Origin of the sequence: Nocardioides sp. (assembly GCF_030150155.1) — a bacterium.
Classification (GTDB): Bacteria; Actinomycetota; Actinomycetes; order Propionibacteriales; family Nocardioidaceae; genus Nocardioides.
Map to the genome: position 1 here is coordinate 1 of NZ_JASLGR010000011.1, position 25,526 is coordinate 25,526.

General features: G+C 69.3%; 34 protein-coding genes. 4 read left to right on the forward strand and 30 right to left on the reverse strand.

Going from position 1 to position 25,526, the window contains the following annotated elements:
- The coding region (locus Q1V88_RS02010) for an HNH endonuclease signature motif containing protein (RefSeq protein WP_300677202.1) at nt 1-582 on the forward strand (582 nt) is incomplete at its 5' end.
- A 2-nt stretch (nt 583-584) separates the two neighbouring features.
- Here the strand turns inward: Q1V88_RS02010 and Q1V88_RS02015 are convergent.
- Genes Q1V88_RS02015 through Q1V88_RS02040 form a run of 6 tightly spaced genes read right to left on the reverse strand, consistent with a single transcriptional unit; the run spans nt 585 to nt 9,429 of the window.
- On the reverse strand, nt 585-1,193 hold the full coding sequence (locus tag Q1V88_RS02015) for a 4'-phosphopantetheinyl transferase superfamily protein (RefSeq protein WP_300677205.1): 609 nt from the start codon (nt 1,191-1,193) through the stop codon (nt 585-587).
- Nucleotides 1,190-5,029, reverse strand: a complete 3,840-nt coding sequence (locus tag Q1V88_RS02020) for an amino acid adenylation domain-containing protein (RefSeq protein ID WP_300677207.1) — start codon at nt 5,027-5,029, stop codon at nt 1,190-1,192. Before Q1V88_RS02020 ends, Q1V88_RS02015 begins: the two co-directional genes overlap by 4 nt.
- Before the next feature lie 2 nt (nt 5,030-5,031).
- Nucleotides 5,032-5,922, reverse strand: coding sequence for an isochorismatase family protein (locus Q1V88_RS02025; protein ID WP_300677210.1), 891 nt, complete (start codon nt 5,920-5,922; stop codon nt 5,032-5,034).
- Nucleotides 5,919-7,568: an AMP-binding protein gene (locus Q1V88_RS02030; RefSeq protein WP_300677213.1), complete on the reverse strand. Its 1,650-nt coding sequence runs from the start codon at nt 7,566-7,568 to the stop codon at nt 5,919-5,921. Before Q1V88_RS02030 ends, Q1V88_RS02025 begins: the two co-directional genes overlap by 4 nt.
- An 8-nt stretch (nt 7,569-7,576) precedes the next feature.
- Complete coding sequence (locus tag Q1V88_RS02035; protein ID WP_300677216.1) at nt 7,577-8,656, reverse strand: isochorismate synthase; 1,080 nt, start codon at nt 8,654-8,656, stop codon at nt 7,577-7,579.
- On the reverse strand, nt 8,653-9,429 hold the full coding sequence (locus Q1V88_RS02040) for an SDR family oxidoreductase (protein WP_300677218.1): 777 nt from the start codon (nt 9,427-9,429) through the stop codon (nt 8,653-8,655). The genes Q1V88_RS02035 and Q1V88_RS02040 overlap by 4 nt, the downstream gene beginning before the upstream one ends.
- Before the next feature lie 85 nt (nt 9,430-9,514).
- Here Q1V88_RS02040 and Q1V88_RS02045 point away from each other — a divergent pair, with 85 nt between their 5' ends.
- Complete coding sequence (locus Q1V88_RS02045) at nt 9,515-10,327, forward strand: siderophore-interacting protein (protein WP_300677221.1); 813 nt, start codon at nt 9,515-9,517, stop codon at nt 10,325-10,327.
- 96 nt (nt 10,328-10,423) lie between these two features.
- Here Q1V88_RS02045 and map read toward each other — a convergent pair whose 3' ends face one another.
- From map to rpsJ, 24 genes are all read right to left on the reverse strand, one after another.
- Complete coding sequence (gene map, locus Q1V88_RS02050; RefSeq protein ID WP_300677223.1) at nt 10,424-11,245, reverse strand: type I methionyl aminopeptidase; 822 nt, start codon at nt 11,243-11,245, stop codon at nt 10,424-10,426.
- Complete coding sequence (locus Q1V88_RS02055) at nt 11,245-11,817, reverse strand: adenylate kinase (protein ID WP_300677226.1); 573 nt, start codon at nt 11,815-11,817, stop codon at nt 11,245-11,247. The genes map and Q1V88_RS02055 overlap by 1 nt, the downstream gene beginning before the upstream one ends.
- The gene (secY, locus tag Q1V88_RS02060) at nt 11,817-13,124 is read right to left on the reverse strand and encodes a preprotein translocase subunit SecY (protein WP_300677229.1); all 1,308 of its coding nucleotides are present in this window, start codon (nt 13,122-13,124) and stop codon (nt 11,817-11,819) included. The genes Q1V88_RS02055 and secY overlap by 1 nt, the downstream gene beginning before the upstream one ends.
- Before the next feature lie 165 nt (nt 13,125-13,289).
- Nucleotides 13,290-13,742 carry a 50S ribosomal protein L15 gene (rplO, locus tag Q1V88_RS02065; RefSeq protein WP_300677231.1) on the reverse strand — a complete coding sequence of 151 codons (453 nt, stop codon included), beginning with the start codon at nt 13,740-13,742 and terminating at the stop codon, nt 13,290-13,292.
- 2 nt (nt 13,743-13,744) lie between these two features.
- Nucleotides 13,745-13,927, reverse strand: coding sequence for a 50S ribosomal protein L30 (gene rpmD, locus Q1V88_RS02070; RefSeq protein WP_300677234.1), 183 nt, complete (start codon nt 13,925-13,927; stop codon nt 13,745-13,747).
- Nucleotides 13,927-14,571 (reverse strand): 30S ribosomal protein S5, encoded by a 645-nt coding sequence (rpsE, locus tag Q1V88_RS02075; protein WP_300677237.1) that lies wholly within the window; start codon nt 14,569-14,571, stop codon nt 13,927-13,929. The genes rpmD and rpsE overlap by 1 nt, the downstream gene beginning before the upstream one ends.
- Before the next feature lie 21 nt (nt 14,572-14,592).
- Nucleotides 14,593-14,976 (reverse strand): 50S ribosomal protein L18, encoded by a 384-nt coding sequence (gene rplR, locus Q1V88_RS02080; protein WP_300677374.1) that lies wholly within the window; start codon nt 14,974-14,976, stop codon nt 14,593-14,595.
- 2 nt (nt 14,977-14,978) lie between these two features.
- Complete coding sequence (gene rplF, locus Q1V88_RS02085) at nt 14,979-15,518, reverse strand: 50S ribosomal protein L6 (RefSeq protein WP_300677240.1); 540 nt, start codon at nt 15,516-15,518, stop codon at nt 14,979-14,981.
- A 19-nt stretch (nt 15,519-15,537) separates the two neighbouring features.
- Nucleotides 15,538-15,945 carry a 30S ribosomal protein S8 gene (gene rpsH / locus Q1V88_RS02090; protein ID WP_300677243.1) on the reverse strand — a complete coding sequence of 136 codons (408 nt, stop codon included), beginning with the start codon at nt 15,943-15,945 and terminating at the stop codon, nt 15,538-15,540.
- Between the two features lie 73 nt (nt 15,946-16,018).
- Nucleotides 16,019-16,204 (reverse strand): type Z 30S ribosomal protein S14, encoded by a 186-nt coding sequence (locus tag Q1V88_RS02095; RefSeq protein WP_008361020.1) that lies wholly within the window; start codon nt 16,202-16,204, stop codon nt 16,019-16,021.
- 1 nt (nt 16,205) lies between these two features.
- On the reverse strand, nt 16,206-16,766 hold the full coding sequence (gene rplE, locus Q1V88_RS02100) for a 50S ribosomal protein L5 (protein ID WP_300677250.1): 561 nt from the start codon (nt 16,764-16,766) through the stop codon (nt 16,206-16,208).
- 1 nt (nt 16,767) lies between these two features.
- Entirely contained in the window at nt 16,768-17,136 is a 369-nt protein-coding gene (gene rplX / locus Q1V88_RS02105; RefSeq protein ID WP_300677253.1) for a 50S ribosomal protein L24, read from the reverse strand.
- On the reverse strand, nt 17,136-17,504 hold the full coding sequence (gene rplN, locus Q1V88_RS02110) for a 50S ribosomal protein L14 (RefSeq protein ID WP_300677256.1): 369 nt from the start codon (nt 17,502-17,504) through the stop codon (nt 17,136-17,138). Before rplN ends, rplX begins: the two co-directional genes overlap by 1 nt.
- Before the next feature lie 221 nt (nt 17,505-17,725).
- Complete coding sequence (gene rpsQ, locus Q1V88_RS02115; protein WP_300677259.1) at nt 17,726-18,004, reverse strand: 30S ribosomal protein S17; 279 nt, start codon at nt 18,002-18,004, stop codon at nt 17,726-17,728.
- Between the two features lie 2 nt (nt 18,005-18,006).
- Entirely contained in the window at nt 18,007-18,249 is a 243-nt protein-coding gene (gene rpmC / locus Q1V88_RS02120) for a 50S ribosomal protein L29 (RefSeq protein ID WP_300677262.1), read from the reverse strand.
- On the reverse strand, nt 18,249-18,668 hold the full coding sequence (rplP, locus tag Q1V88_RS02125) for a 50S ribosomal protein L16 (protein ID WP_300677265.1): 420 nt from the start codon (nt 18,666-18,668) through the stop codon (nt 18,249-18,251). The genes rpmC and rplP overlap by 1 nt, the downstream gene beginning before the upstream one ends.
- A 4-nt stretch (nt 18,669-18,672) precedes the next feature.
- A complete protein-coding gene (rpsC, locus tag Q1V88_RS02130; protein ID WP_300677268.1) occupies nt 18,673-19,488 on the reverse strand; it encodes a 30S ribosomal protein S3 in 816 nt (271 codons plus the stop codon).
- 3 nt (nt 19,489-19,491) lie between these two features.
- On the reverse strand, nt 19,492-19,914 hold the full coding sequence (gene rplV, locus Q1V88_RS02135; protein ID WP_300677271.1) for a 50S ribosomal protein L22: 423 nt from the start codon (nt 19,912-19,914) through the stop codon (nt 19,492-19,494).
- Entirely contained in the window at nt 19,911-20,192 is a 282-nt protein-coding gene (gene rpsS, locus Q1V88_RS02140) for a 30S ribosomal protein S19 (RefSeq protein WP_300677273.1), read from the reverse strand. The genes rplV and rpsS overlap by 4 nt, the downstream gene beginning before the upstream one ends.
- Nucleotides 20,193-20,207: 15 nt before the next feature.
- A complete protein-coding gene (gene rplB, locus Q1V88_RS02145; RefSeq protein WP_300677276.1) occupies nt 20,208-21,044 on the reverse strand; it encodes a 50S ribosomal protein L2 in 837 nt (278 codons plus the stop codon).
- 28 nt (nt 21,045-21,072) lie between these two features.
- Nucleotides 21,073-21,378 (reverse strand): 50S ribosomal protein L23, encoded by a 306-nt coding sequence (gene rplW, locus Q1V88_RS02150; RefSeq protein WP_300677279.1) that lies wholly within the window; start codon nt 21,376-21,378, stop codon nt 21,073-21,075.
- A complete protein-coding gene (gene rplD / locus Q1V88_RS02155) occupies nt 21,375-21,986 on the reverse strand; it encodes a 50S ribosomal protein L4 (RefSeq protein WP_300677281.1) in 612 nt (203 codons plus the stop codon). The genes rplW and rplD overlap by 4 nt, the downstream gene beginning before the upstream one ends.
- A 2-nt stretch (nt 21,987-21,988) precedes the next feature.
- A complete protein-coding gene (gene rplC, locus Q1V88_RS02160; RefSeq protein WP_300677284.1) occupies nt 21,989-22,645 on the reverse strand; it encodes a 50S ribosomal protein L3 in 657 nt (218 codons plus the stop codon).
- A 16-nt stretch (nt 22,646-22,661) separates the two neighbouring features.
- Nucleotides 22,662-22,970, reverse strand: coding sequence for a 30S ribosomal protein S10 (rpsJ, locus tag Q1V88_RS02165; protein WP_008360994.1), 309 nt, complete (start codon nt 22,968-22,970; stop codon nt 22,662-22,664).
- A gap of 445 nt (nt 22,971-23,415) precedes the next feature.
- On the opposite strand from rpsJ, the gene Q1V88_RS02170 reads away from it, so the two are divergent.
- Together Q1V88_RS02170 and Q1V88_RS02175 are read left to right on the forward strand one after the other, a co-directional pair.
- On the forward strand, nt 23,416-24,663 hold the full coding sequence (locus Q1V88_RS02170) for an MFS transporter (protein WP_300677287.1): 1,248 nt from the start codon (nt 23,416-23,418) through the stop codon (nt 24,661-24,663).
- A 9-nt stretch (nt 24,664-24,672) separates the two neighbouring features.
- Complete coding sequence (locus Q1V88_RS02175; protein ID WP_300677289.1) at nt 24,673-25,518, forward strand: hypothetical protein; 846 nt, start codon at nt 24,673-24,675, stop codon at nt 25,516-25,518.
- Nucleotides 25,519-25,526 lie beyond the last annotated feature (8 nt).

Sequence of the window (25,526 nt, forward strand, 5' to 3'; positions counted from 1 at the left end):
CCTGAGTCCGGAGAGGCCACCATCTCACCACGGCCGTGGTGGGCGATGCCGGCCCCACACAAACTGGGTCATGCGTTCGTGGAGTTGCTTTCGCGGATCCCGATGGACCGGCTACCGGTCCACGGCACCACTGCGGCGACCCTGTTCATCACCGTCTCCCTGGACCACCTGCGGTCCGGGCTGGGCGCTGCGATCGTGCAGGCCCCTACCGGCGAAGACCTGATCAGTGCCACCGAGGCACGGCGTCTGGCGTGCACCCACGACCTGATCCCCGCAGTCCTCGGGACGAAAGGGGAGGTCCTTGACCTGGGGCGCCGCACCCGGCTCTTCAGCCCCGCCCAGGTGCGGGCACTACGGCTACGACATACGTCCTGCCAGGGCCAGGGCTGCACCAGGCCCGCGTCCTACTGCGAAGCCCACCACGACGCCGGCTGGCTTACCGGCGGCCCCACCGACCTGGCCAACGCCCTCCTGCTCTGCAACAGGTGTCACCACCACGCCCACGACCCCACCACGACCTACCAGGTCACCGCCGACGGCACCGTCGCCTTCTCCCGGAAGGACCCCGCATGGACGCACTGAGGCTAGGCCAGCAGCACCCAGGCGCCGACGACCTGACCAGCCCACGCCGTGTCCTCGAAGGTCCGGTCGTGCACCCGCGGATCAGGATCGAGCACGTCCAGCGTGCCCAGGTCGTCCAGGGTCGCAACGCCGGCCTTGATCAACGCCTCCTTGCGGGCCCACAGCCGACTGCGGGCCCGGTCGTCCCCGGCGTGCGAGCGCTCCCGGCCGGTCAGCGCCCGATCCGGCACCCGCCCGATCTGCTGTACGTCGATCCCGCACGGTCGCGACGCGGCCATCGCAGCCACGAACCGGTGCGAGTGGCTCAGGCTGACGTGGAGATCCTCGCGGCCCGGCACGTACGGCGCGCCGTGGTCGGTCCCGCCGCAGCCCGCGCACCGCTGGGCGAACGCGACCGGCTCCCCGGCCAGCTCCGCCAGACAGGCGCGGGCGAGCTCGTGGGCGAAGACGTAGGCAGCGCGCGCCTCGGCGGTGCGATGGCGGGCGAACCGCTCCCGTTCCCAGGCCTCGAGCCCGGCGGCCCAGGTCGGGAGATGCGAGGGCCCCGCCTCCTGGGTCTGGGCGACCCAGGACGGCGGGACCTCGTCGAAGCGGATGACCGGCGGTTTCACGCCTCACATGGTGCCAGCCACGGCTCCAGCAGCCGCGCCAGCATCTCCCCCACCTCGGCACGGCGGACCAGCTCGCCGTGCCCACAGGGCACGTCGAACCGGCCCAGATCGCCTGCGACCAGCGGGTCCCACCCGGCAGGGTCGACCCAGGTCTCGGGGCGGGGCGCGGTGGCCACGACCAGGGTCGCCGAGCCGGCCAGGACGCCCGGTGACGGCGTACGGACGAGGCGGGCGGCCTCCAGCACTGACGCGATGCAGCCGTCGATCACCTTCTCCGGGAGCGAGGCCAGGGCACTGCCGGACTCGCGCAGGGCCTGCGCGACCCGGTCGCGGGTGAGCACGGTGCCCTCGGGAACCGACGCCGCGCCGAGGCGGAGCAGCCCGAGCAGGGCGTCGGCCTCGGTCGGCTCGGGCAGCCCCTGCCACTGGTCGGACGGGTAGGCGTCGAGCAGCACGACCTCGCCGACCTGCTGGCCCGCGGCCCGGGCCAGGGTCGCTACGGCGTGGGCGGCCATCCCGCCCAGGGACCAGCCCGCGACGTGGAAGGCCCCGTCCCCGACGACGGAGCGGATCGTCACCCACTGCCGGGCGGCGAGCGCGGTCAGGGATTCGACCGGCTCCGGGGAGCCGTCGGCCAGGCCGGGCGCCTGGACGGTGAGGACCGGCAGGTCCCGCGGCAGGTGGCGCAGCAGCCCCGCGTAGCACCACCCCAGCCCACCGGCCGGCGGGAGCAGCACCAGCGGCGCCACCCCGGCACGGCCGGGCCGCAGCGTGAGCAGGTCGTCGAACCCGGACCCGGTCCCGGCGGCAGCCCCGGGCCGCAGCGCCGACTCCACCAGCACCGCGAGGTCGGCAGGGCTCGGCGCAGCGAAGACGCTGGCGAGCTCCAGGTCGATCCCCCACTCCTCCTCGATCGCAGCCAGCAGCGCCAGCACCGCCAGCGAGTCACCACCGAGCTCGAAGAAGTCGTCGTCACGGCCGACCGACGCCACCTCCAGGCACTGCCCGATCAACGCCGCGAGGCGTTCCTCGACCAGGCTCTGCGGCGGTACGCCACCCCCCTCCGACTCCCCCGCGTCGGTGGCCGGGGTGCGGGCCGCGAGCGTCCGTCGATCGGCCTTGCCGCTGGTCCCGACCGGGATCTCGGGCACCGGGATCCACCGTGTCGGCACCCACGCCGCGGGCAGCGTCGCAGCCACCGCCGTCTTGAGTACGGCCAGGTCGACGTCCCCGTGCAACCAGCAGACCAGCCGGTCGGCGATCACCCCGGCGACGGCACCCTCGACGCCGGGCTGGGCGGAGACGACCGCCTCGATCTCGCCGAGCTCGACGCGCTGACCGCGGACCTTGACCTGGTCGTCGGTGCGCCCGAGGTAGCGCAGCGCCCCGTCGAACCGCCACGCGGCCAGGTCGCCGGTGCGATAGAGCCGACCGAACGGCGTGGAGACGAACCGCTCGGCGGTCAGGTCGTCGCGACCGACGTACCCGTGAGCGAGCTGGACGCCGCCGAGCCAGAGCTCGCCGACGGCACCGACCGGCAGGGGCCGCAGGTCGGCATCGAGGACGAAGCAGGTCGTGTTCCAGATCGGTACGCCGATCGGCACCACCTCGTCGTCGGGCGTGCTGCGCCACACCGTGACGTCCACGGCGGCCTCGGTGGGGCCGTACAGGTTGACCGGCGCGGTGCCCAGCCACTGCACCGCCCCGGCGACCAGGTCCGGGGTGAGTGCCTCACCCGACGTGACCAGGTGCCGCAGCCCCCGTCCGGCCGCAGCCGAGGCGGCGACCGTCTCACGGGCCAGCCGGTCGCCCAGGAACGCGCGCAGCATCGAGGGCACGAAGTGCGCCACCGCGATCCCGTCGAGCAGCCGGGCCAGCGCCCGCGGATCGCGGTGCGCGCCGGGCGGAGCGATCTCGACGCAGGCACCGACCTGAAGCGGCCAGAACAGCTCCCAGACCGAGACGTCGAAGGAGATCGGGGTCTTGTGCAGCACCCGGTCGCCCACGCTCAACGGCAGCTCGTGCTGCATCCAGGCCAGCCGGTTGTCGATCGCCCGGTGGCCGACCAGGACCCCCTTGGGCCGCCCGGTCGAGCCGGAGGTGAAGAGTAGGTAGGCACTGGCATCGACGTCGTCGAAGACCCCGCTCCACGGCCCCGCGTCCAGGCCGGCGGCGACGAACCGCTCGACGTCGTCGACCAGGACGGTGACGGCGGCGTCGGCCAGCATCATCGCGGTCCGCTCCTCGGGCAGGTCCGGGTCGATCGGCAGATACACCGCCCCGAGCAGGATCACGGCGTGCAGCGCCTCATAGAGCGCGAACGAGCGTTCGAGGCGTACGCCGACCACGTCCCCGGCCCGCACCCCCGCCGCCACCAGCCCGCCGGCGATCAGGCGTGCCCGGGCGTCGAGGTCGGCATAGGTGCGGCTCGCACCGTCGCAGCGCAGGGCGACCGCGTCGGGGTAGGCCGCCACCGCGTCGGCGAAGCGGCGCCCCAGGGTCGCCACGTCGCGCTCGTGCGCGGTGGCGTTGAAGGTCTCGGTGACGAGCCGGTGCTCGGCCTCGTCGATCAGGCTCAGGTCGGCGATCGCGGTCTCCGGCTCGGCGGCGGCCCACCGGCCCAGCCAGGTGACCAGCCGCGGCAGGTGCGCCTCGACCTCGGCGCGCGGGTAGAGCGCCGGGTTGGCGTCGACCTCCAGGCGCACCGCACGGCCCCGTCCGGGCACCCCTCGCAGACCGACGGTGACGTCCTCGACCGGTCCCGCGGTGAGGTTGCGGACCACCCCGGTCACCTCGCCCAGCCGTAGCTCCAGGTCGAACGGGATCACGTTGACCTGCGCCCCGAAGAGCTGACCGCGGCCACCCAGACGTCGGGCCAGGTCCTCCTGACGGGTGAACGGCGCGGTCCTGATCGCGGCCTGCTCGGCGGCGGTGGCAGCCAGCGCCTCAGCGACGGTGCCCTGGCCGGGGACGGTGATCGGCACGACGTTCATCGCGGTGCAGACCGTCCGAGCCGCCGGCAGCGCACCGACCCCGGGCACGATCCGGTTCATCAGCGGCAGCCCGATCCGGATGGCGGGCTGGGAGGTCATCCGCGCCAGGTAGGCCCCGACCGCGGTGGTGAACAGGTCGGCCCACGGCACCCCCAGCCGCTTCGCGCCGGAGACCAGGGCCTGCTGCACCGCCGCGGGTACGTCGATCGCGGTCCGCACCGCTGCCGGGGCGGGCGCCGCGGCGTGACCGGCCAGGGACGCCGGCCCCTCGTAGCTCGCCAGCCGCTCCTCCCACACGTCGCCCGCACGGAGCGTCGCGGCGACCTCGGCGTCAGCAGCCACCAGCTCGGCCAGCGTCACGGTGCTGAGCGGCTTCGGGGCGCCCCCGACGTGCTCGGCCACCCGGCGGAGCAGCTGCTGGACGCCGTACCCGTCGAGCAGGACGTGGTGGGCAGCATGGACCAGCCAGTCCACCTCGGGCAGACGCACCAGCACCGCCCGCATCGTCTCACCGCCGCTCAGGTCGAGGGGGCGGGCCAGCAGCGTCGCGATCGTCTCCTCGGCCTCGGCCGGGCCGGCGACCTCGGTCACCTCCAGCCGTACGCCGGCCGAGGGCCGCACCCGCTGGACGGGGCCGTCGACGCGCAGCGCGAACTCGGCCCGGAGCTGTTCGAACTCGTCGTACGCCGCCAGCAGCGCGGCCTCCAGCCGAGCCGGCTCGATCCGCCCGTCGAGCTCGACCACCTCGGCGGTGGTGTAGCACGGGTTGGTCGGGTCGAGCTGGTGGGCGAAGAAGAGCCCCCGCTGTGCCGAGGTCAAGGGCACCCAGTCGTGCTGCTCCACGATCAGACGGCCACCGTCGACGCGTCGCGCAGGAACGTCAGGCTCGCCGAGCGGGCGAACTCCCCGAAGTCGACGTCCACACCGATCTCGGCCAGCGCGTCGAGGAGGTCGAAGGCGCGGATCGAGTCCAGGCCCAGCTCGAAGAGGTCCGCGCCGGGATCGGCGTACGCCGCCTCGACGACGTCGGCGGGCAGGAGCTCGTCCAGGGAGCGACGCAGCACCCCCTCGAAGCCCTCGGCCTCGCCCACCTCCGGCTCGGACTCGGCCTCGAACGCCGCCAGCACCTCGGCCGTGGTGGCGACCACACCCATGCAGCTGGCGACCTGGGCCAGGGCCCGCTCGTGCGCCTCGGCGGAGAAGTCGGCCACCGCGTCGGCCAGCACGAACGGCCGGACCTCACGCTGGAAGGCGTCGAACGCGGTCGCCGTGACCCCGATGTGGGCGTAGACGCCGGTGATCACCAGCTGGTCGCGGCCCGCCGCGGCGAGCCGGTCAGCCAGGTCGGAGTGGGCGAAGGCGCTGTAGCGGTGCTTGACCAGGACGGTGTCGCCCTCGGCCGGCGCCACCTCGGGCACGATCGTGGTGTGCTCGGCGATCGGCTGCATCCCCGGACCCCACAGCTCGCCCTGGAGACCACGCACGATCTCGCTCGGCTCGCCGGTCTGCGCGGTGTAGAACACCGGGACACCGGCGGCCCGGGCCGCGCTCAGCAGCGCGGCGGTGTTGGCCAGCGCCGCGCTCATCACCGGGGTTCCGGGGGCGAAGGGGCGCAGGAAGTAGTGCTGCAGGTCGTGCACCAGCACCGCAGCGCGCGACGGGTCGAAGCGCCACGGCGCCTTCGACTCGGGCAGCGTGGTCGGGACGGCGTAGTCGACGAGGTCGGGCAGGGTCATCGGGAGGCTCCAGTGGCGAGGTCGGTGACGAGCAGTCGGCGGAGTTCGCGTCGGCTGTTCTTGCCGACGTGGGTGGCGGGGAAGGTGTCGAGCACGACGACGTCGTCGGGGCTCTTGTGGCTGGCCAGGCCGGCGGCGGCGAGGTGGGCCCGCAGGTCCGGCGGCACAGCGCCGGGCTCGAGCCGGACGACGAGGGCGATCCGCTCCCCCAGATACGGGTCGGGTACGCCGACCGCGACCGCGTCCAGCACCGCGGGGTGCGCCAGGGCGAGCCCTTCGAGCTCGTCGGTGGCGATCTTCTCCCCCGCCCTGTTGATCTGGTCCTTGTCCCGGCCGGTCACGATCAGGTGCCCGCTGGGCAGCTGCCGGACCAGGTCGCCGGTGCGGTAGAAGCCCTCGGCGGTGAAGGAGTCGGCGTCGGCCTGCGGGGAGCCGTAGTAGCCCCGGATCGTGTACGGCCCCCGGGTGAGCAGGGAGCCCTCGGTCCCGACCGGCACCGCACGGTCCTCGGCGTCGACCACACGGATCTCGTCGAAGGCGCTGATCGGGCGGCCCTGGGTGGTCGTGATCAAGTCGGCGGAGTCGTCCAGCCGGGTGTAGTTGACCAGCCCCTCGGCCATGCCGAAGACCTGCTGCAGCCCGGCACCGAGGACGGGGCCGACCTCGGCCGCGACGGTGTCGGCCAGCCGGGCGCCGCCGACCTGGATCAGCTCCAGGCTCGACACGTCGGGGCGGCGCCGCTTGGCCGCCGAGATCCAGGCCTGGGCCAGTGGCGGCACCAGCGATGCCATCGTGACCCGCTCGGCCTCGATCAGCCGGAACGCGGTGCCGGGGCTGGGGTCGCGGGCCAGCACCACGGTGCCGCCGGCGTGCAGCACTCCGAGCACGCCCGGTGAGCTCATCGCGAAGTTGTGCGCCGCGGGCAGGCAGACCAGCATCACGGTCTCGGCGGTGACGCCGCAGATCTCGACGCTGGCCCGGACCGAGTACAGGTAGTCGTCGGCGGTACGCGGGATCAGCTTCGAGATCCCGGTGGTGCCGCCCGAGAGCTGCAGGAAGCCGACCTCGTGGGCGGCGCGGCCGGCGTCGGCGCTCAGCGCCTCTGGGGCGACAGCGACATCGCCGCCTGCCTCCTCCCCGACCAGCGGCGCCCACTCAGCCACGTCGACCAGCACCGGCGGCTCCCCGGCCAGGCGGGCAGCGGTAGCCGCATGGACGCCTGCCCAGTCGGCCCCGCCCGGCTCGGTGGCGACCACCAGCGCAGCGGCGTCGGCGATCTCGCAGAACTGGCTCAGCTCCAGCTCGCGGTGGGTCGGCAGCCCGAAGATCGGCAGCGCCCCGAGCCGGAACAGTCCGAGCACCACGGCGACGAACTCACCGATGTTGGGCAGCGCCACCACGACCCGGTCGCCGGGCTCGACCCCGACCGCGCGCAGTCGGGCCGCGGCCTGGGAGGCGGCGGTGCCGAGATCGGCGTACGACCAACGGATCGGCTCGCCGGTGGCCGAGGTCGCCACCACGGCTCGACGCTCGGCGAACTGCGTGGTCCTGCCGGTGACGAAGTCGGCGAAGGTCTCGCCGGTCCACAGGCCGGCGTCGCGGTACTGCTGGGCGGTGTCGGCGGGGATGGACCGCACCTGGTGCATCGGGGACCTCATGCCAGCCCCACCACCCGCAGCATCGTGGCCAGCTTGGCGCCGGTCTCGACCACCTCGGCGCTCGGCACGGAGCCTTCGACGATGCCGGCTCCGGCGAAGAGCCTGAAGGTCTCCTCGTGCAGCACCCCGGCCCGGATGGCCAGCGCGAACTCGCCGTCGCCGTGGGCGTCGACCCAGCCGACCGCCCCGGTCAGCGGGCCCCGGGAGTCGCGTTCGATCTCGGCGATCGCGGCCAGCGCGGCCGCGGACGGGACCCCACCCATCGCGGGCGTGGGGTGCAGCAGGAGCGCCAGGTCGAGGGCGGAGAGTCCGGTGTCACCCAGGGTGGCCTCGATCGGGGTGGCCAGGTGCCACAGCGTGTCGGTGGAGACCAGCACCGGTTCGGCCGGAGCGGCGGTCTGCTCGGCGACGTCGGCCAGCGCACCGACGATCTGGTCGACCACGTAGCGGTGCTCGGCCAGGTCCTTGGTGGAGCGCTGCAGCTGGGCGGAGCGCTCGGCGTCCTCACGCGGGTCGTCGACGCGGGGCAGCGAGCCGGCCAGCGGCAGGCTCTCGACCCGGGTGCCCCGGCGCCGCACCAGCAGCTCCGGGCTGGCCCCGAGCAGGGTGCCGTGCGGGGTCGGCACCGAGAAGACGTAGCGTCCCGGCCGGGTGGCCAGCAGCCGCGCGAGCAGCTCCTCGGGCTCCCAGGCCGGGGTCGAGGTGATCCGCAGGCCGCGGCCCAGCACCACCTTGTCCAGCTCGCCGCGCTCGATCCGCTCCAGGGCGTCGGCGACGCGGATGGCGTACGTCGACGCGGACGGCTCCTCCTCGACGCGATGGCTGCGGGCGCGGTCGGTGACCTTCGGCACCACGGTGTCACTGCGGCGGACCCGGTGCGCGATCGCCGGCTCGTCAGGTGAGAACGGCAGCACCACGACGGCACGCTCGGTGCCTCGCAGGGTGGGCACGATCTCGGCCGGCGGACCGCTGGCGAGGATCTCGCCACTGAAGGTCTCCTCGCCGTTGGCCAGGAGCACGGTGGTGCCGGCGTACTGGGTGAGGCTGGTCAGGCCTGCCTCGAGGAGCTCGGTCACAGCGACGCACCTCCATCGACGAAGAGCTGCTGCAGGGTGACGTGGCGGGCGGCGTCGGAGAGCAGGAAGAGCGCCACCTCGGCGACGTCGTCGGGGTCGGCGATCCGGCCCAGCGGGATGCCGACGCGGTACTCCGCGGGGGTGCCGCCCAGAGCGGCGGCGCGGCCGACCTCGGCGTCGGGCCACAGGTCGCGCTGCATCGCAGTGTCGGTCGAGCCGGGCTCGACGACGTTGCAGCGGATGCCGCGGGCGGCCAGCTCCAGGCCGGCGCAGCGGGCCAGGGCCGAGGTGGCGGCCTTGGAGGCGGCGTAGGCGAGCATCCCGGTGCGCGGCACCCGGGCCGCGTTGGAGCTGATCACGACGACGGCACCGCCGTCGACCAGGGCGGGGGCACCGTGCTGGAGCAGGTGCAGGACGCCGGTGGTGTTGACCGCGAGGTGGCGCTCCCAGGAGGCGGCGGTGACCTCGGCGAGTCCCCCGGGCTCGAGGATCCCCGCGGCCGAGACCAGTCCGGCGAGCGGCCCGAGGGCAGCGGTGGTGGCGTCGAGGGCGGCGGCCATCGCGGCCGCGTCGCTGACGTCGACGGTGTGCGTGACCACGTCGGCGGCGCCCTCCGCGCGGGCACGACGGGCGACGTCGGAGAGGGCGGTGGGGTTGAGGTCGAAGAGAGCGACGCTCCGGCCCTGCATAGCGAGGCGAAGTACGATCGCTCGGCCGATCCCGGAGGCGGCGCCCGTCACGAGGACGGGCCGTGACTCGGTCGAATGAATCATATGATGATGGTAAGGGAAGGCTTACCTACAGGGATAGCCCCCTCCCCTGACACACTGATGTCCTCTGCCTGCCCGAAGGAGTCTCATGGCCCTCCCCGACCGTCCCGCCAAGCCTCAGCACCTGCTCACCGTGGTCAGCAGCGAGCGTGTCAGCCCCCACATGGTGCGGCTCACGTTCAGCGCCGACACGATCAGCGAGTTCCCTGACGACGGCATCACCGACCGCTACCTCAAGCTGATCTTCATCGACCCCAGCCTGGGGCTCACCCCGCCGTACGACGTCCGTGCACTGCGCGCCGAGCTGCCGGCCGACCAGGCGCCGCGGGTGCGGACCTACTCCGTGCGCGCGGTCGACCGCGCCGCGGGAACTCTCGCCGTGGACTTCGTGATCCACGGCGACGAGGGCCTCGCCGGCCCGTGGGCGGCCGCGGCCCAGCCCGGCGACGTCATCTCGGCCACCGGCCCCGGTGGCGCCTACGGCCCCTCGGCCCAGGCGCCGTTCCACCTCTTCGTCGGCGACCTGTCGGCACTGCCGGCGATCTCGGCCGCGCTTGAGCGGGTCCGGCCCGGTACGCCGGGTCTGGCCCTGATCGAGATCCACGACCCGGTCGACGAGATCGACCTCTCCGGCGCCCACAGCGTCGAGGTGCGGTGGCTGCTCAACACCGACACCGCCGACGTCGACTTCCTGGCCCGCGCCGCCGCCGAGGCGCAGTGGCCCGCCGATGCGCAGGTCTTCGCCCACGGCGAGCGCGGCGCGATCAAGGCCGTCCGGGCGGTCATGCGCGAGCGCGAGATCCCGCGTGAGGCTCTCTCCATCTCGGCGTACTGGGCGCTCGGCCGTGCCGAGGACGCCTTCCAGGCCGAGAAGCGCGAGCCGATCGGCAAGATCGACTGACCGTCAGGCCTCACCACCCACAACGCGAACCGGGGGAAGATCACGACACAGTCGTGTTCTTCCCCCGGTTCGCTGGTGGTGGCTACGTTGCCTGGCTCAGTCCTGGCCGCCGTACGGCACGCCGAGCTCCGCGAGCTTGGCGCGGCCGCCGTCGAGGGCGGTCAGCACCCAGACACCGTCGTTGGTGAGGGCGAAGGCGTGCTCGAAGTGAGCCGCCCAGGAGCCGTCGTTGGTCTTGACGGTCCAGTCGTCGTCGAGCTCGTGGGTCTCCTTGGTGCCCAAGGTGACCATCGGCTCACAGCACAGCGCGATGCCGCGCTGCAGCTTCGGACCGCGTCCCGGCTTGCCGTAGTTCGGCACGTCGGGGTCCATGTGCATCTCGGTGCCGATCCCGTGCCCGAAGTAGTCCTCCAGGATGCCGTAGCGCTCTCCCCCGGGCTGGGCCCGGATGTAGCTCTCCACCGCATGGGAGATGTCGGTGACCCGACCGCCGAGCCGAGCCGCGGCGATGCCGGCCCACATCGACTCCTCGGTGACCCGCATCAGCTCGGTGACCTCGTCGGTGACGGGGCCGACCGGGACGGTGATGGCGGAGTCGCCGTGCCAGCCCTCCACGATCGCGCCGCAGTCGATGGAGATCACGTCTCCCTCGACCAGCGGTACGTCGCCGGGGATGCCGTGCACGACCGCGTCGTTGACCGACGTGCAGATCGTGGCAGGGAATCCGTAGTACCCGAGGAAGTTCGGCGTGGCGCCTCGCGAGCGGATCGAGTCCTCCGCGATGGCGTCGAGCTCCTTCGGCGTGACCCCGGGGCGCACCGAGGACCGCAGCAGCTCGAGGGTCTCCCCCACCACCAGACCAGCTCGCCGCATCAGGGCGAGCTGGTCAGGCGACTTGAGCTGAACCCGACCGAACATCAGGCCGTGCGCTGGGCGAGCGCGCCGAGGACGCGCTCGGTGACCTCGGCGACCTCGCCGAGACCGTCGACCTCCACCACGAGGCCACGGCTGCCGTAGACCTCGATCAGCGGAGCGGTCTGCTCGGCGTAGACCTCCTGGCGGTGCCGGATGACCTCTTCGGTGTCGTCGGCGCGACCCTCGGTCTGGGCCCGGGCGAGCAGGCGCTCGACCACGGAGTCGCGGTCGACCGTCAGGCACAGGACGGCGTCCAGCTGGTGGCCGGCCGGAGCCAGCATCCCGTCGAGCTCCTCGACCTGGGCCAAGGTGCGCGGGTAGCCGTCGAGGAGGAAGCCCTCTGCGGCGTCGGCGTGCGTCAGACGGTCGGCGACCATCGAGTTCGTCACGGCGTCGGGCACGTACTCGCCCTTGTCCATGAACTTCTTGGCCTCCAGCCCGAGCGGCGTCCCCGCGGACACGTTGGCCCGGAAGATGTCACCGGTCGAGATCGCCGGAATGCCGTAGCGCTCGGCGATGAACTTCGCCTGAGTGCCCTTGCCGGCCCCAGGGGGGCCCATGATGATCAGCCTCATCAGTGGAGGAATCCTTCGTAGTTGCGTTGCTGTAGCTGGCTCTCGATCTGCTTCACCGTGTCTAGTGCAACGCCGACCATGATGAGGATCGACGTACCACCGAACGGGAAGTTGCTGTTGGCATTGATCAGGGCCAGCGCGATCAGCGGGATCAGCGCGATCAGACCGAGGTAGAGCGCGCCCGGGAGGGTGATGCGGGACAGGACGTAGGACAGGTAGTCCTCGGTCGGCTTGCCCGCACGGATACCGGGAATGAAGCCGCCGTACTTCTTCATGTTGTCCGCCACTTCCTTCGGGTTGAAGGTGATGGAGACATAGAAATAGGTGAAGAAGACGATCAGGAGGAAGAACGCCGCCATGTAAAGCGGGTGGTCACCCTTCACGAAGTAGGTGTTGATCCAGTCGACCCAGGCCGGAGGGTTCTTGTTGCCGGACTGGAACTGGGCCGCCATCGCCGGCAGATAGAGCAGCGAGGACGCGAAGATCACCGGGATGACACCGGCCTGGTTGACCTTCAGAGGAATGTACGTCGAGGAGCCGCCGAACATCTTGCGGCCCACCATGCGACGGGCGTACTGCACCGGGATCCGGCGCTGCGCCTGCTCGATGAAGATGACAGCCGCGACCAGCGCCAGACCGATCGCCAGCACGATGCAGAACGTCCACCAGCCGTGCTGCTGCTTGGTCGCCCACATGGTCGACGGGAAGGTCGCGATGACCTGGGTGAAGATCAGGATCGACATGCCGTTGCCGATGCCACGCTCCGTGATCTGCTCACCGAGCCACATGATCACCGCGGTGCCGGCGGTCATCGTCACGACCATCACCAGGAAGGTGCCAGTGCCGTTGTCGTAGAGCAGATCCTTGTTGCACTGCAGCAGGTTGCCCGAGCGGGCCAGCGCCACGATGCCGGTCGCCTGGAGCAGCGCGAGGCCGAGCGTCAGGTACCGGGTGTACTGCGTGATCTTCGCCTGACCGGACTGGCCCTCCTCCTTGAGCCGCTCCAGTCGCGGAATCACCACGACGAGCAGCTGGAGAATGATGCTGGCCGTGATGTACGGCATGATCCCCAGCGCGAAGATCGTCAGCTGAAGCAGGGCTCCACCAGAGAAGAGATTGACCAGGTTGTACAGCCCGGCCCCCGACCCTTCCTTGGTGAGATTGATGCAGGACTCGACGTTGCCGACATTCACGCCCGGGGCGGGGATCTGGGAGCCCGCCCGGAAGATCACGATGATCAACAACACGAAAAGCAACTTGCGACGCAGGTCCGGGGTTCGGAAGGCGTTCGCGAACGCGCCTAGCACGTGGGGTCCTCTTCTCGACAGTGGAGCAAGCCAATGGGGCAGAAAGTCGCCCGGGGCAGCCTAACAGGGCCAGGGAAGCAAGAACGCGGCCAGGGTGCCCGTACGACGAATGGTGTCTACCATGCGCTGGGCGGCCCTGACCGCGTTCTTGATGAAACAGTTACCTCAGGAGAGGGTGATCGAGCCGCCAGCGGCCTCGATCTTCTCCTTGGCCGAAGCCGAGGCGGCGTCGACGGTGAGATCGATCTTCACCGTGATCTCGCCGGTGCCGAGAACCTTGACGACCTCGTTCTTGCGAACCAGGCCCTTGGCCACGAGGTCGGACACAGCAACGGTGCCACCCTCGGGGAAGGCCTCGCTGAGGCGGTCGAGGTTGATGACCTGGAAGGTCACCTTGAAGGGGTTCTTGAAGCCCTTGAGCTTGGGCAGACGCATGTGAATCGGCATCTGGCCACCCTCGAAGGCGACGGGAACCTGGTAGCGGGCCTTCGTACCCTTGGTACCGCGACCAGCGGTCTTACCCTTGGATCCCTCACCACGACCCACACGGGTCTTGGCGGTCTTGGAACCCGGGGCGGGGCGAAGGTGGTGGAGCTTCAGCGGGCTGTTGTCACCCATGATCAGTCGACCTCCTCGACCGTCACCAGGTGACGGACGGTGTTGACCATGCCACGGATCTCCGGGCGGTCTTCCTTGATGACCACGTCGCCGATCCGCTTGAGACCGAGCGTACGCAGGGTCTCGCGCTGGTTCTGCTTGAGACCGACGAGGCCCTTGTTCTGGCGAACCTTGAGCTGAGCCATTACGCGCTCACCTCGGCCTTGTCGGCGGCCGGAGCCGCAGCAGCCTCGGCGGCAGCAGCCTCACGGGCCTTGAGCAGAGCCGCCGGGGCGACCTCCTCGACCGTGAGACCACGACGCGAGGCCACGGCCTCGGGCTGCTCGAGCTGACGCAGCGCCTCGACCGTCGCGTGGACGATGTTGATCTGGTTGGACGAACCGAGCGACTTGCTCAGCACGTCGTGGATGCCGACGCACTCCAGGACCGCGCGCACCGGACCACCGGCGATCACACCGGTACCGGGAGCGGCGGGACGGAGCAGGACGACGCCAGCAGCCTTCTCACCCTGGACCGGGTGAGGGATGGTGCCGCCGATACGCGGGACGCGGAAGAAGTGCTTCTTGGCCTCTTCAACACCCTTGGCGATCGCGGCCGGCACCTCCTTCGCCTTGCCGTAGCCGACGCCGACCATGCCGTCGCCGTCACCGACGATCACGAGGGCGGTGAAGCTGAAGCGACGACCACCCTTCACGACCTTGGCGACACGGTTGATCGCGACGACGCGCTCGATGTAGGTGCTCTTCTCGGCCTGGCCTCCACGACGATCGTCGCGACCACGGCCGCGACCGTCGCGGCGGTCGCCGCGCTGGGGAGCGGTTGCGCTCATCAGACTAATCCTCTTTCCCGATCAGAACTGGAGGCCGCCCTCGCGGGCGCCATCAGCCAGGGCCGCAACGCGACCGGTGTACTTGTTGCCGGCGCGGTCGAAGACGACACCGTCGATACCAGCGGCCTTGGCGCGCTCGGCAACGAGCTGGCCGACCGTCTTCGCCTTGGCCGTCTTGTCACCGTCGTTGGCACGCAGATCGGCCTCGAGGGTGGACGCGGACACCAGGGTCTTGCCGACCAGGTCGTCGACGACCTGAGCGGTGATGTGCTTGGCCGAACGGGTGACGACCAGGCGCGGACGCTCGGCAGTACCGGAGACCTTCTTGCGGCCACGGACCTGGCGCTTGAGGCGCGCCTTGACCCGAGCAGCGGTGTGCTTGTTGTTGGACAGCGAGATGGCCATCGTCACTTACCAGCCTTTCCGACCTTGCGGCGGACGTTCTCGCCGGCGTAGCGAACACCCTTGCCCTTGTAGGGCTCGGGCTTGCGCAGCTTGCGGATGTTGGCCGCGACCTCGCCGACCTGCTGCTTGTCGATGCCGACGACACCGAGCTTGGTCGGGCCCTCGACGGTGAAGGTGATGCCCTCGGGGGCGTCGAAGATGATCGGGTGGCTGTAGCCGAGCTGGAACTCCAGCTGGGTCGGGCCCTTGGACAGGACACGGTAACCAACGCCGACGATCTCGAGCTTCTTCTCGTAACCCTCGGTGACACCGACGACCATGTTGCTGATCAGGGTGCGCGAGAGGCCGTGAAGAGCCTTCGAGGTGCGCTCGTCGTCGGGACGCTTGACGTCCAGGACGCCCTCGCCCTTCTCGACGGTGATGGGCTCGGCCACGACGTGCGTCAGCGAGCCCTTGGGGCCCTTGACGGTCACGCTCTGACCATCGATCTGAACGTCCACGTTGCCCGGGACCGGGACGGGAAGCTTGCCAATACGAGACATGTCTTCTTCTCCTTCCCGATTACCAGACGTAGGCGAGGACTTCGCCGCCCACGCCCTTCTGGTTGGCCTGACGGTCGGTCAGCAGGCCCTGGCTCGTGGAGATGATCGCCACGCCGAGGCCACCGAGCACGCGCGGGAGACCCGAGTGCTTGGCGTACACCCGGAGACCGGGCTTGCTGATGCGGCGCACACCGGCGAGCGAGCGCTCACGGTTGCGGCCGTACTTGAGGGTGATGGTGAGGGTCTTGGAGACCTCGCCCTCACCGGGCTCCTGCACCTCGAACGAGGAGATGTAGCCCTCCTGCTTGAGGATCTCGGCGACGCCCTGCTTGATCTTGCTGTGCGGCATCGACACCGAGTCGTGGTACGCCTGATTGGCGTTACGCAGACGCGTGAGCATGTCTGCGATGGGGTCAGTCATCGTCATGATGTGTTCTTTCTCGAAGTGGTTTCGCGTCGCACGAAGGCGTCCGCGACCTGCTTTGACTAGTTGGTGGCTGTCACCAGCTGGACTTGGTCACGCCGGGGAGTTCGCCACGGTGGGCCATCTCACGCAGGCAGATACGGCACAGGCCGAACTTCCGGAAGACGGCCTTCGGGCGGCCACACCGCTGGCAGCGGGTGTAGGCGCGAACGGCGTACTTCGGCTTGCGCGCGGCCTTGACCTTGAGCGCGGTCTTCGCCATGTCAGTTCTCCTTGAACGGGAAGCCGAGCGCCTTGAGCAGCGCGCGACCCTGGTCGTCGTTGGTGGCCGTGGTCACCAGGGTGATGTCCATACCGCGCGAGCGGTCGATCTTGTCCTGGTCGATCTCGTGGAACATGACCTGCTCGGTCAGACCGAAGGTGTAGTTGCCGCGGCCGTCGAACTGGTTGCCGTTGAGACCACGGAAGTCCCGGATACGCGGCAGGGCGAGCGACAGGAGGCGGTCGAGGAACTCCCACATCCGGTCACCACGGAGCGTGACGTGGGCGCCGATCGGCATGCCCTCGCGCAGCTTGAACTGAGCGATCGACTTCTTCGCCTTGTTCACCAGCGGCTTCTGGCCGGTGATCGCGGTGAGGTCCTTGATCGCGCCCTCGATGAGCTTCGAGTCGCGAGCAGCCTCGCCGACACCCATGTTGACGACGATCTTGGTGAGGCCGGGGATCTGCATCACGTTCGGGATCTCGAACTGCTGCTGCAGAGCCGGAGCGATCTCACTGCGGTAGCGAGCCTTCAGGCGCGGCTGGGTAGCGGTCTCAGTCATGTCAGATCTCCTTGCCGCTCTTGCGCGAGATGCGCACGCTGCGCTCGGCCGAGTACGTCGACCCGTCGGGGCGACGCTTGGTCACCGCGTCGCGACGGAAGCCGATGCGAACCGGCTTGCCGTCCTCGAGCAGCTGAACGTTCGAGACGTGGATCGGGGCCTCGGAGGCAATGATCCCGCCCTGGGTCTGCTGACCCGCGGCGTTCTGACCCGACTTGAGGTGACGCTTGATCAGGTTGACACCCTCGACGACCACGCGGTCCTCGTCACGAAGAACGCGGATGACCTTGCCCTCAGCGCCCTTGTCCTTGCCGGCGAGAACCTTGACGGTGTCACCGGTCTTGATGTTGAAGGACTTGCCCACAGACATCACAGCACCTCCGGGGCCAGGGAAATGATCTTCATGAACTTCTTGTCGCGCAGCTCGCGACCCACCGGGCCGAAGATGCGGGTACCACGGGGCTCGCCGTCGTTCTTGAGGATGACAGCCGCGTTCTCGTCGAAGCGGATGTACGAGCCGTCTGGACGACGACGCTCCTTGACGGTCCGCACGATGACGGCCTTGACGACGTCGCCCTTCTTGACGTTGCCGCCGGGGATCGCGTCCTTGACAGTGGCGACGATGACGTCACCGATGCCGGCGTAGCGACGACCAGAGCCACCGAGAACGCGGATGCAGAGGACTTCCTTGGCACCCGTGTTGTCGGCGACCTTCAGTCGCGACTCCTGCTGAATCATGGATAACTCCTTGTCGAGCTGGTTCTCTCACCGCAACTGGGGCGGCAGAGCCTGGCCGAACTTCGAATGGTTGGTCTCCGTACAAACGCCGGGGAACGTCTTAGTCTCCCCGGCGTGTGCACAGAAGGTCAATTTGGCGAACGCCCAGGCCCCCTCCCCGAAGGGAAGAGGGCCTGAACGCACGCTCGGGCGACACGGGCTATGCCCGTGCCGCCCTGAGCTCACTTGGCCTTTTCGATGATCTCGATCAGGCGCCAGCGCTTCGTCGCCGACAGCGGGCGGGTCTCCATGACCAGCACGCGGTCGCCGATGCCGGCGCTGTTCTGCTCGTCGTGCGCCTTGAGCTTGCTCGTGCGACGCATGACCTTGCCGTAGAGCGGGTGCTTCACGCGGTCCTCGACAGCAACGACGATGGTCTTCTCCATCTTGTCGCTGACGACGAGGCCCTCACGCACCTTGCGGCTGTTGCGCTCTTCAGTCTGCTCAGTGGTCTCAGCCATGATCAGGCCTCCTCGTTGGTGCTGGCGCCCGGAGCGGTCCGAATGCCGAGCTCACGCTCACGCACCACGGTGTAGATCCGAGCAATGTCCTTCTTGACCGTCCGAAGGCGGCCGTGGCCTTCCAGCTGGCCGGTGGCCGCCTGGAAGCGGAGGTTGAAGAGCTCCTCCTTGGACTCGCGGAGCTTCGCCTCGAGGTCCACATCGTTGAGCTCGTCGAGCTCGATCGCGGTGATCTGGTCTGCCATCAGAACTCACCAGCCTCTCGCGTGATGAAACGGCACTTCATGGGGAGCTTGTGGATCGCGCGGCGCATGGCCTCGCGGGCCACGTCCTCGGAGACACCGGAGAGCTCGAACATGACACGGCCGGGCTTGACGTTGGCGACCCACCACTCGGGCGAACCCTTACCGGAACCCATGCGGGTCTCGGCGGGCTTCTTGGTCAGCGGGCGGTCCGGGAAGATGTTGATCCAGACCTTTCCACCACGCTTGATGTGACGGGTCATCGCGATACGAGCCGACTCGATCTGTCGGTTGGTCACGTAGTGACCCTCGATCGCCTGGATGCCGAAGTCACCGAAGGCGAGCGAGGTGCCGCCCTTGGCAGCGCCATCCCGCTTGGGGTGGTGCTGCTTACGGTGCTTGAGCCGACGGGGCATCAGCATGGTCTCAGCCCTCCTGGGTCTCAGACGGAGCGGCCTCGGCCACGGGAGCCTCCACGGCGGGAGCCTCAGCGGCCGGAGCCTCGGTGCGAGCGCCACGCGAGCCACGGCTCGGACGGTCGCCACCACGGGCGGGACGGCCGCTGCGGCCGGGGACACCGGCACGGGCAGCCTGCTGGGCCTGGCGCTCGGCACGCGTGCCGGCAACCTCACCCTTGTAGATCCAGACCTTCACGCCGATGCGACCGAAGGTGGTGCGAGCCTCGTAGAAGCCGTAATCGATGTCGGCACGCAGCGTGTGCAGCGGAACGCGACCCTCACGGTAGAACTCGGTACGCGACATCTCGGCGCCGTTGAGACGGCCGGAGCACTGGATACGGATGCCCTTGGCACCCGAGCGCATCGTCGTCTGCATGGCCTTGCGCATGGCACGGCGGAACTGCACACGACCGGAGAGCTGCTCGGCAACACCCTGGGCGACCAGCTGAGCGTCGACCTCGGGGTTCTTGACCTCGAGGATGTTCAGCTGGACCTGCTTGCCGGTAAGCTTCTCGAGCTCGCCGCGGATGCGGTCGGCCTCGGCGCCACGGCGACCGATGACGATGCCCGGGCGGGCCGTGTGGATGTCCACACGGACACGGTCACGGGTGCGCTCGATCTCGACGCGGGCGATGCCGGCGCGCTCCATGCCCTTGGACAGGAGCTTGCGGATCGCAACGTCCTCGCCCACGTAGGACTTGTAGAGCTTGTCGGCGTACCAACGCGACTTGTGGTCGGTCGAGATGCCGAGGCGGAAGCCGTTCGGGTTGATCTTCTGACCCATTGCTTACTTACCTGCCTTCTTCGCGGCGACCACGTCGGCCGGCTGGACGGCCAGCGTGATGTGGCTGGTGCGCTTGTTGATCCGAGTCGCACGGCCCTGGGCCCGGGGGCGCCAGCGCTTCATGGTCGGACCCTCGTCCACCATCGCGACCGAGACGACCAGGTCGCCACGGTTGAGACCCTCAGTGGTCTCGGCGTTGGCAACAGCGCTCTCCAGGACCTTGTACACGGTCTCGGAGGCCGCCTGCGGCGCGAAGGCCAGCAGGGACAGAGCCTCGTCGACCTGCAGGCCGCGGACCATGTCCACGACGCGGCGGGCCTTGAGCGGCGTGATCCGCACGAAGCGGGCGCTGGCGAAGGAGCCGGGCTCCTCGCCGAGGACGGAAAGGCGCCGTGCGGAGACGGAACGACGATCGGTGGTGCTCATCGACGCTTCCCCTTTCGGTCTTCCTTGACGTGACCCTTGTAGGTACGGGTCGGTGCGAACTCGCCGAGCTTGTGGCCGACCATGGAGTCGACGACGAAGACCGGCACGTGCTTGCGACCGTCGTGCACCGCGATCGTGTGTCCGATGAAGGACGGCAGGATCATGGAGCGGCGCGACCAGGTCTTGATGACGTTCTGGGTGCCCTTCTCGTTCTCGGCGTCCACCTTCTTGACGAGGTGGCCGTCGACGAAGGGGCCCTTCTTCAGGCTGCGAGGCATTGGACTACTCCCCTATCAACGCTTGTTCTTGCCGGACTTGCGGCGACGGATGATGAGGGCGTCGGATGCCTTGCGGCGGCGCGTGCGGCCCTCCGGCTTGCCCCACGGGGAGACGGGGTGACGTCCACCGGACGTCTTACCCTCACCACCACCGTGCGGGTGGTCGACCGGGTTCATGACCACACCACGGACGGTCGGGCGAACGCCCTTCCACCGCATGCGGCCGGCCTTGCCCCAGTTGATGTTCGACTGCTCGGCGTTGCCGACCTCGCCGATCGTGGCGCGGCAGCGCACGTCGACGTACCGCATCTCGCCCGAAGGCAGACGCAGCGTCGCGCGGCTACCCTCACGGGCGACCAGCTGAGCCGAGTTACCGGCCGAGCGAGCCATCTTGGCGCCACCACCGGGACGCAGCTCGATCGCGTGGATCGTGCTACCGACCGGGATGTTGCGCAGCGGCAGGTTGTTGCCGACCTTGATGTCAGCAGTCGGGCCCGCCTCGACGGTCATGCCCTGCTTGAGGTCCTTCGGCGCAACGATGTAGCGCTTCTCGCCGTCCGCGTAGTGCAGCAGCGCGATGCGAGCGGTGCGGTTCGGGTCGTACTCGATGTGAGCGACCTTGGCCGGCACGCCGTCCTTGTCGTAACGCTTGAAGTCGATCACGCGGTAGGCACGCTTGTGACCGCCACCCTTGTGACGGGTGGTGATGCGACCCTGGTTGTTGCGACCACCGGTCTTGGAGAGCGGGCGAACCAGCGACTTCTCCGGGGTGGTGCGGGTGATCTCGACGAAGTCGGCCACCGAGGAGCCACGACGGCCCGGGGTAGTCGGCTTGTACTTGCGAATAGCCATTGTTCGATCAGTCCTTACTCAGACCCGGTCAGGCGACCGGACCCCCGAAGATGTCGATGCGGTGACCCTCGGCGAGCGACACGATGGCGCGCTTGGTGTCCTTGCGCTTGCCCAGACCGAACTTGGTGCGACGCACCTTGCCGTTCCGGTTGATCGTGTTCACCGAGGTGACCTTGACGTTGAACACCTTCTCGACCGCGATCTTGATCTCGGTCTTGTTGGCGTCAGGGTGCACCAGGAAGGTGTACTTGTTCTGGTCGAGCAGGCCGTAGCTCTTCTCAGAGACGACCGGCGCGAGCAGGATGTCGCGGTGGTCCTTGTGCAGGGTGCTCACTTGGCAATCTCCTTCTTGGAAGCGACGAGCGCCTCGAAAGCAGCCTTGGTGAAGACCACGTCGTCCGAAGCCAGCACGTCGTACGCGTTGAGCTGGTCGACAGCGATGAGGTGAACCTCGGGCGCGTTACGCAGCGACAGCCACGTGACGTTGTCCTCGCGGTCCAGGACGACCAGGTACTTGGCGCGCTCGGTGAGCGAGCGGAGACCGGCGAGAGCGTCCTTGGTGGACGGCTTCTCGGCGACGCCGAAGCCCTCGACGACGTGGATCCGACCGTGCGCGGCGCGGTCCGACAGGGAACCGAGGAGCGCGGCGGCGATCATCTTCTTGGGGGTGCGCTGCGAGTAGTCACGCGGCTGCGGACCGTGGACGATGCCACCGCCGGCGAACTGCGGCGCGCGGGTCGAGCCCTGGCGGGCGCGGCCGGTGCCCTTCTGCTTGTAGGGCTTGCGACCACCACCGCGCACGTCGGCGCGGGTCTTGGTGGCGTGCGTGCCCTGACGAGCGGCAGCCTGCTGAGCGACCACAACCTGGTGGATCAGCGGAACGTTGACAACCTGGCCGAAGATCTCGGCAGGCAGGTCGACCTTGACAGTCTTGAGAGCCATGGTCACTTCTCCGTCTTCTTCGCGGCGGAGCGGAGAACCAGAAGGCTGCCCTTGGGGCCGGGAACGGCGCCCTTGACCAGGATCAGGCCCTTCTCCGCGTCGACGGCGTGCACGGTGAGGTTCTGGGTGGTGACGGTGTCAGTACCCATGTGACCTGCCATGCGGACGCCCTTGAACACGCGACCGGGGGTGGCGCACGCGCCGATGGAACCGGGCTTGCGGTGGTTACGGTGAGCACCGTGCGACGCCGAGACACCGGCGAAGCCGTGACGCTTCATCGTTCCAGCGAAACCCTTACCCTTCGACGTGCCGGTGACGTCGATGACGTCGCCCTCGGCGAAGGTGTCCACAGCGAGCTCCTGGCCCACGGTGTAGGACGCGGCGTCAGCGGTGCGAATCTCGACCACGTGACGGCGCGGCGTGGTGCCTGCCTTGGCGAACTGGCCAGCGGCGGGCTTGGTCACCTTGCGGCTCGCGATCTCGCCGAAGCCGACCTGGATGGCGTTGTAGCCATCGGTCTCGGGCTGGCGGATCTGCGTGACCACGTTGGTGGAGGCGACAACGACGGTCACCGGGATGACCTTGTTGTTCTCGTCCCAGACCTGGGTCATGCCCAGCTTGGTGCCGAGGAGGCCCTTCACATTGCGCTCGAAAGTCATTGGAGGTCCTCCTTACTCAGAGCTTGATCTCGATGTCGACACCGGCCGGAAGGTCGAGGCGCATCAGAGAGTCAACGGTCTTGGGGGTGGGGTCGATGATGTCGATGAGGCGCTTGTGCGTGCGCATCTCGAAGTGCTCGCGCGAGTCCTTGTACTTGTGGGGCGAGCGAATGACGCAGTAGACGTTCTTCTCGGTCGGGAGCGGCACGGGGCCGGCGACCTTGGCACCCGTACGGGTGACGGTGTCCACAATCTTTCGCGCCGAGGTGTCGATCACCTCGTGGTCATAGGCCTTGAGCCTGATGCGGATCTTCTGTCCCGCCATCTGTCTCTCTCGTCCTTCTTCAGTCGCAGTTCCGACCCCCGCGGTCGGGCGTGTCGCCACTATTTGCGTCACGAACCGGGGCTCATCACTGCTTGGTTTGGGTTAAAACCTGCCAGGGGACTGACAGATTGAATCGGGTCTCCGTATCGATGCGGACACACCTGACCACCGATACACGACTGGAGCTCACGAGGAGCCCAGGAGACGCAATTCAGTAGTCAATTTGTAGCCGCACCCCGGCAAACCCAGCCGAAGCAACTTGGTTAGTCTGCCATCGGCCACGGGGGTACACCAAATCGTGGTCATGGGAGTCTGCGCCACGCCCATCGGGCCTGGAATCGACTCGCCTCCGACCACGGTTCTCGGACAACATGAGGCCGTGCCACCTGCTGTCGAACTCCCGTCGCGGCCTATCGTACGACGTCGCCTGCACCGTGCCGTACCGGTGGCCGCCGTCACGCTGCTGGCCCTCGTCGCCGCGGCCGGGTTCCGCTCCTCCACCGGTGCCCTGCTGGAGCCCTTGGAGACCGAGTTCGGCTGGACGCGGGCCACCACCTCCGGCGCGGTCTCCCTCAACCTGATCGTCTACGGCCTCACCGCCCCGTTCGCGGCCGCTCTGATGGGCCGCTTCGGGATGCGCCGGGTGGTGGCCGCCTCCCTCGTCCTGACGGCCCTCGGCTCGGGCCTCACCACGGTGATGACCCAGGCCTGGCAGCTGTGGCTGCTGTGGGGGTTCGCGGTAGGGGTGGGCACCGGGTCGCTGGCCCTGGTCTTCGGCGCGATCGTGGCCAACCGCTGGTTCACCTCCCACCGCGGCCTGGTCACCGGCGTGTTCTCGGCGGCCGGCTCCACCGGACAGCTCGTCTTCCTCCCGGCGATCGCCGCGCTGGCCGACGGGCCGGGCTGGCGCTGGGCGGCCGGCCTGATCGCGGTCTTCGCACTGGCGCTGGCACCGATCGTCTGGCTGGTGCTGCGCGACTCCCCCGGTGACGTCGGCGTGACGCCGTACGGCGCCGCGGCGGGCACCCCGGTCGTGGTCCCGCCCCGGGTGCGCGGAGCGGCGGCCCTGGCGGTGCGCACCCTCCTCGCCGTCTCCCGGCAGTGGACGTTCTGGGCGCTCTTCGCCAGCTTCTGGGTCTGCGGCTGGTCGACCAACGGTCTGATCGGCACCCACTTCATCGCCGCAGCGCACGACCACGGGATGGCCCAGACCACCTCGGCGTCGCTGCTGGCCCTGATCGGCATCTTCGACATCGCCGGCACGATCGCCTCGGGCTGGCTCACCGACCGGATCGACCCACGCCTGCTGCTGTGCTGCTACTACCTGCTGCGTGGGCTGTCCCTGCTCTGGGTCGACCGGCTGCTGGGTGACTCGGTCCACCCCAGCCTGTTCCTCTTCATCGTCTTCTACGGCCTGGACTGGGTGGCGACCGTCCCGCCGACGGTGGCGCTGTGCCGGACCCACTTCGGCCTGGAGCGCTCGGGCATCGTGTTCGGCTGGATCTTCGCCGCGCACATGGTCGGAGCGGGCATCGCGGCCAGCTTCGCGGGGTGGACCCGCGACACCACCGGCAGCTATCTGACCGCCTGGATCACCGCCGGCGTCGCGTGCCTGGTGGCCGCCGTGATCTGCCTGCTGATCCCGCGTGTGACGCCGACCACCGATTCGGAGGGCCTGGGGACCCCGGGTTAGCGTCGTCGGATGTTCGCGACGAAGAAGGTCCTCTCCTCGACCACCCTCCGCCTCGCTGCACTCGCGTCGGCACTGGCGGTGGTCGTTCCTCTCACCCCGGCACCAGCCCACGCGTACGCCTGCGGAAGGGTCTCGGGCTGCACCTCCTTCGAGCTCGTCTCGGCCGGCGCCAGCTACAACTGGTACCCCGTCGCCGTGCGCTACGAGTTCAAGGGCGGCCGCACCGCGCCCCGTCAGTGGAAGCTCAGCGGTGCCGGCAAGCAGTACCAGCAGAACGGCATGCTCACCCTCGTGGCCGCCGCCGGGCGCCACACCACCCCGCTCGCCTCGACCTGGTCCGACGTGCACCACACCAAGGGCCGCTGGGAGTCCCGGATGCGGACCAAGCAGTACGGCGGCGGCTCGGCCTACCGGGTCCAGCTCGCCCTGATCCCGGCGAAGCGCTCCGAGCGCCACTGTGGCGCCCAGGACATCACGTTCCTCGACTACACCCCCGCCAAGCGCAGCACCGCCAAGGTCGCGGCCAACACGCTGCCGGCGGCCTCCTACACCTACAGCAAGAAGCTCAGCCGCAAGGTCGGCGGCGACGAGTGGCACGTCTTCGGCGTCGAGGTCACCGCCAAGCACATCGCCTGGTTCATGGACGCGCACCTGGTCGCGATCGAGAAGCGCCCCGCGGCCCTGTCCGGCGTCGACCTCAAGATGCAGGCCCGACTCGTCCCCACCGCCGGCAAGCGGATGGAGAAGACCCGGCTGCAGCTCGACTGGGCCCGCTACTGGACCATGAAGAAGAAGGGCAAGACCCTCGGCAAGGCGGCACGGCCCGTTCGGGCCATTAACAAGGCGGCCTGCTGACCGGTACC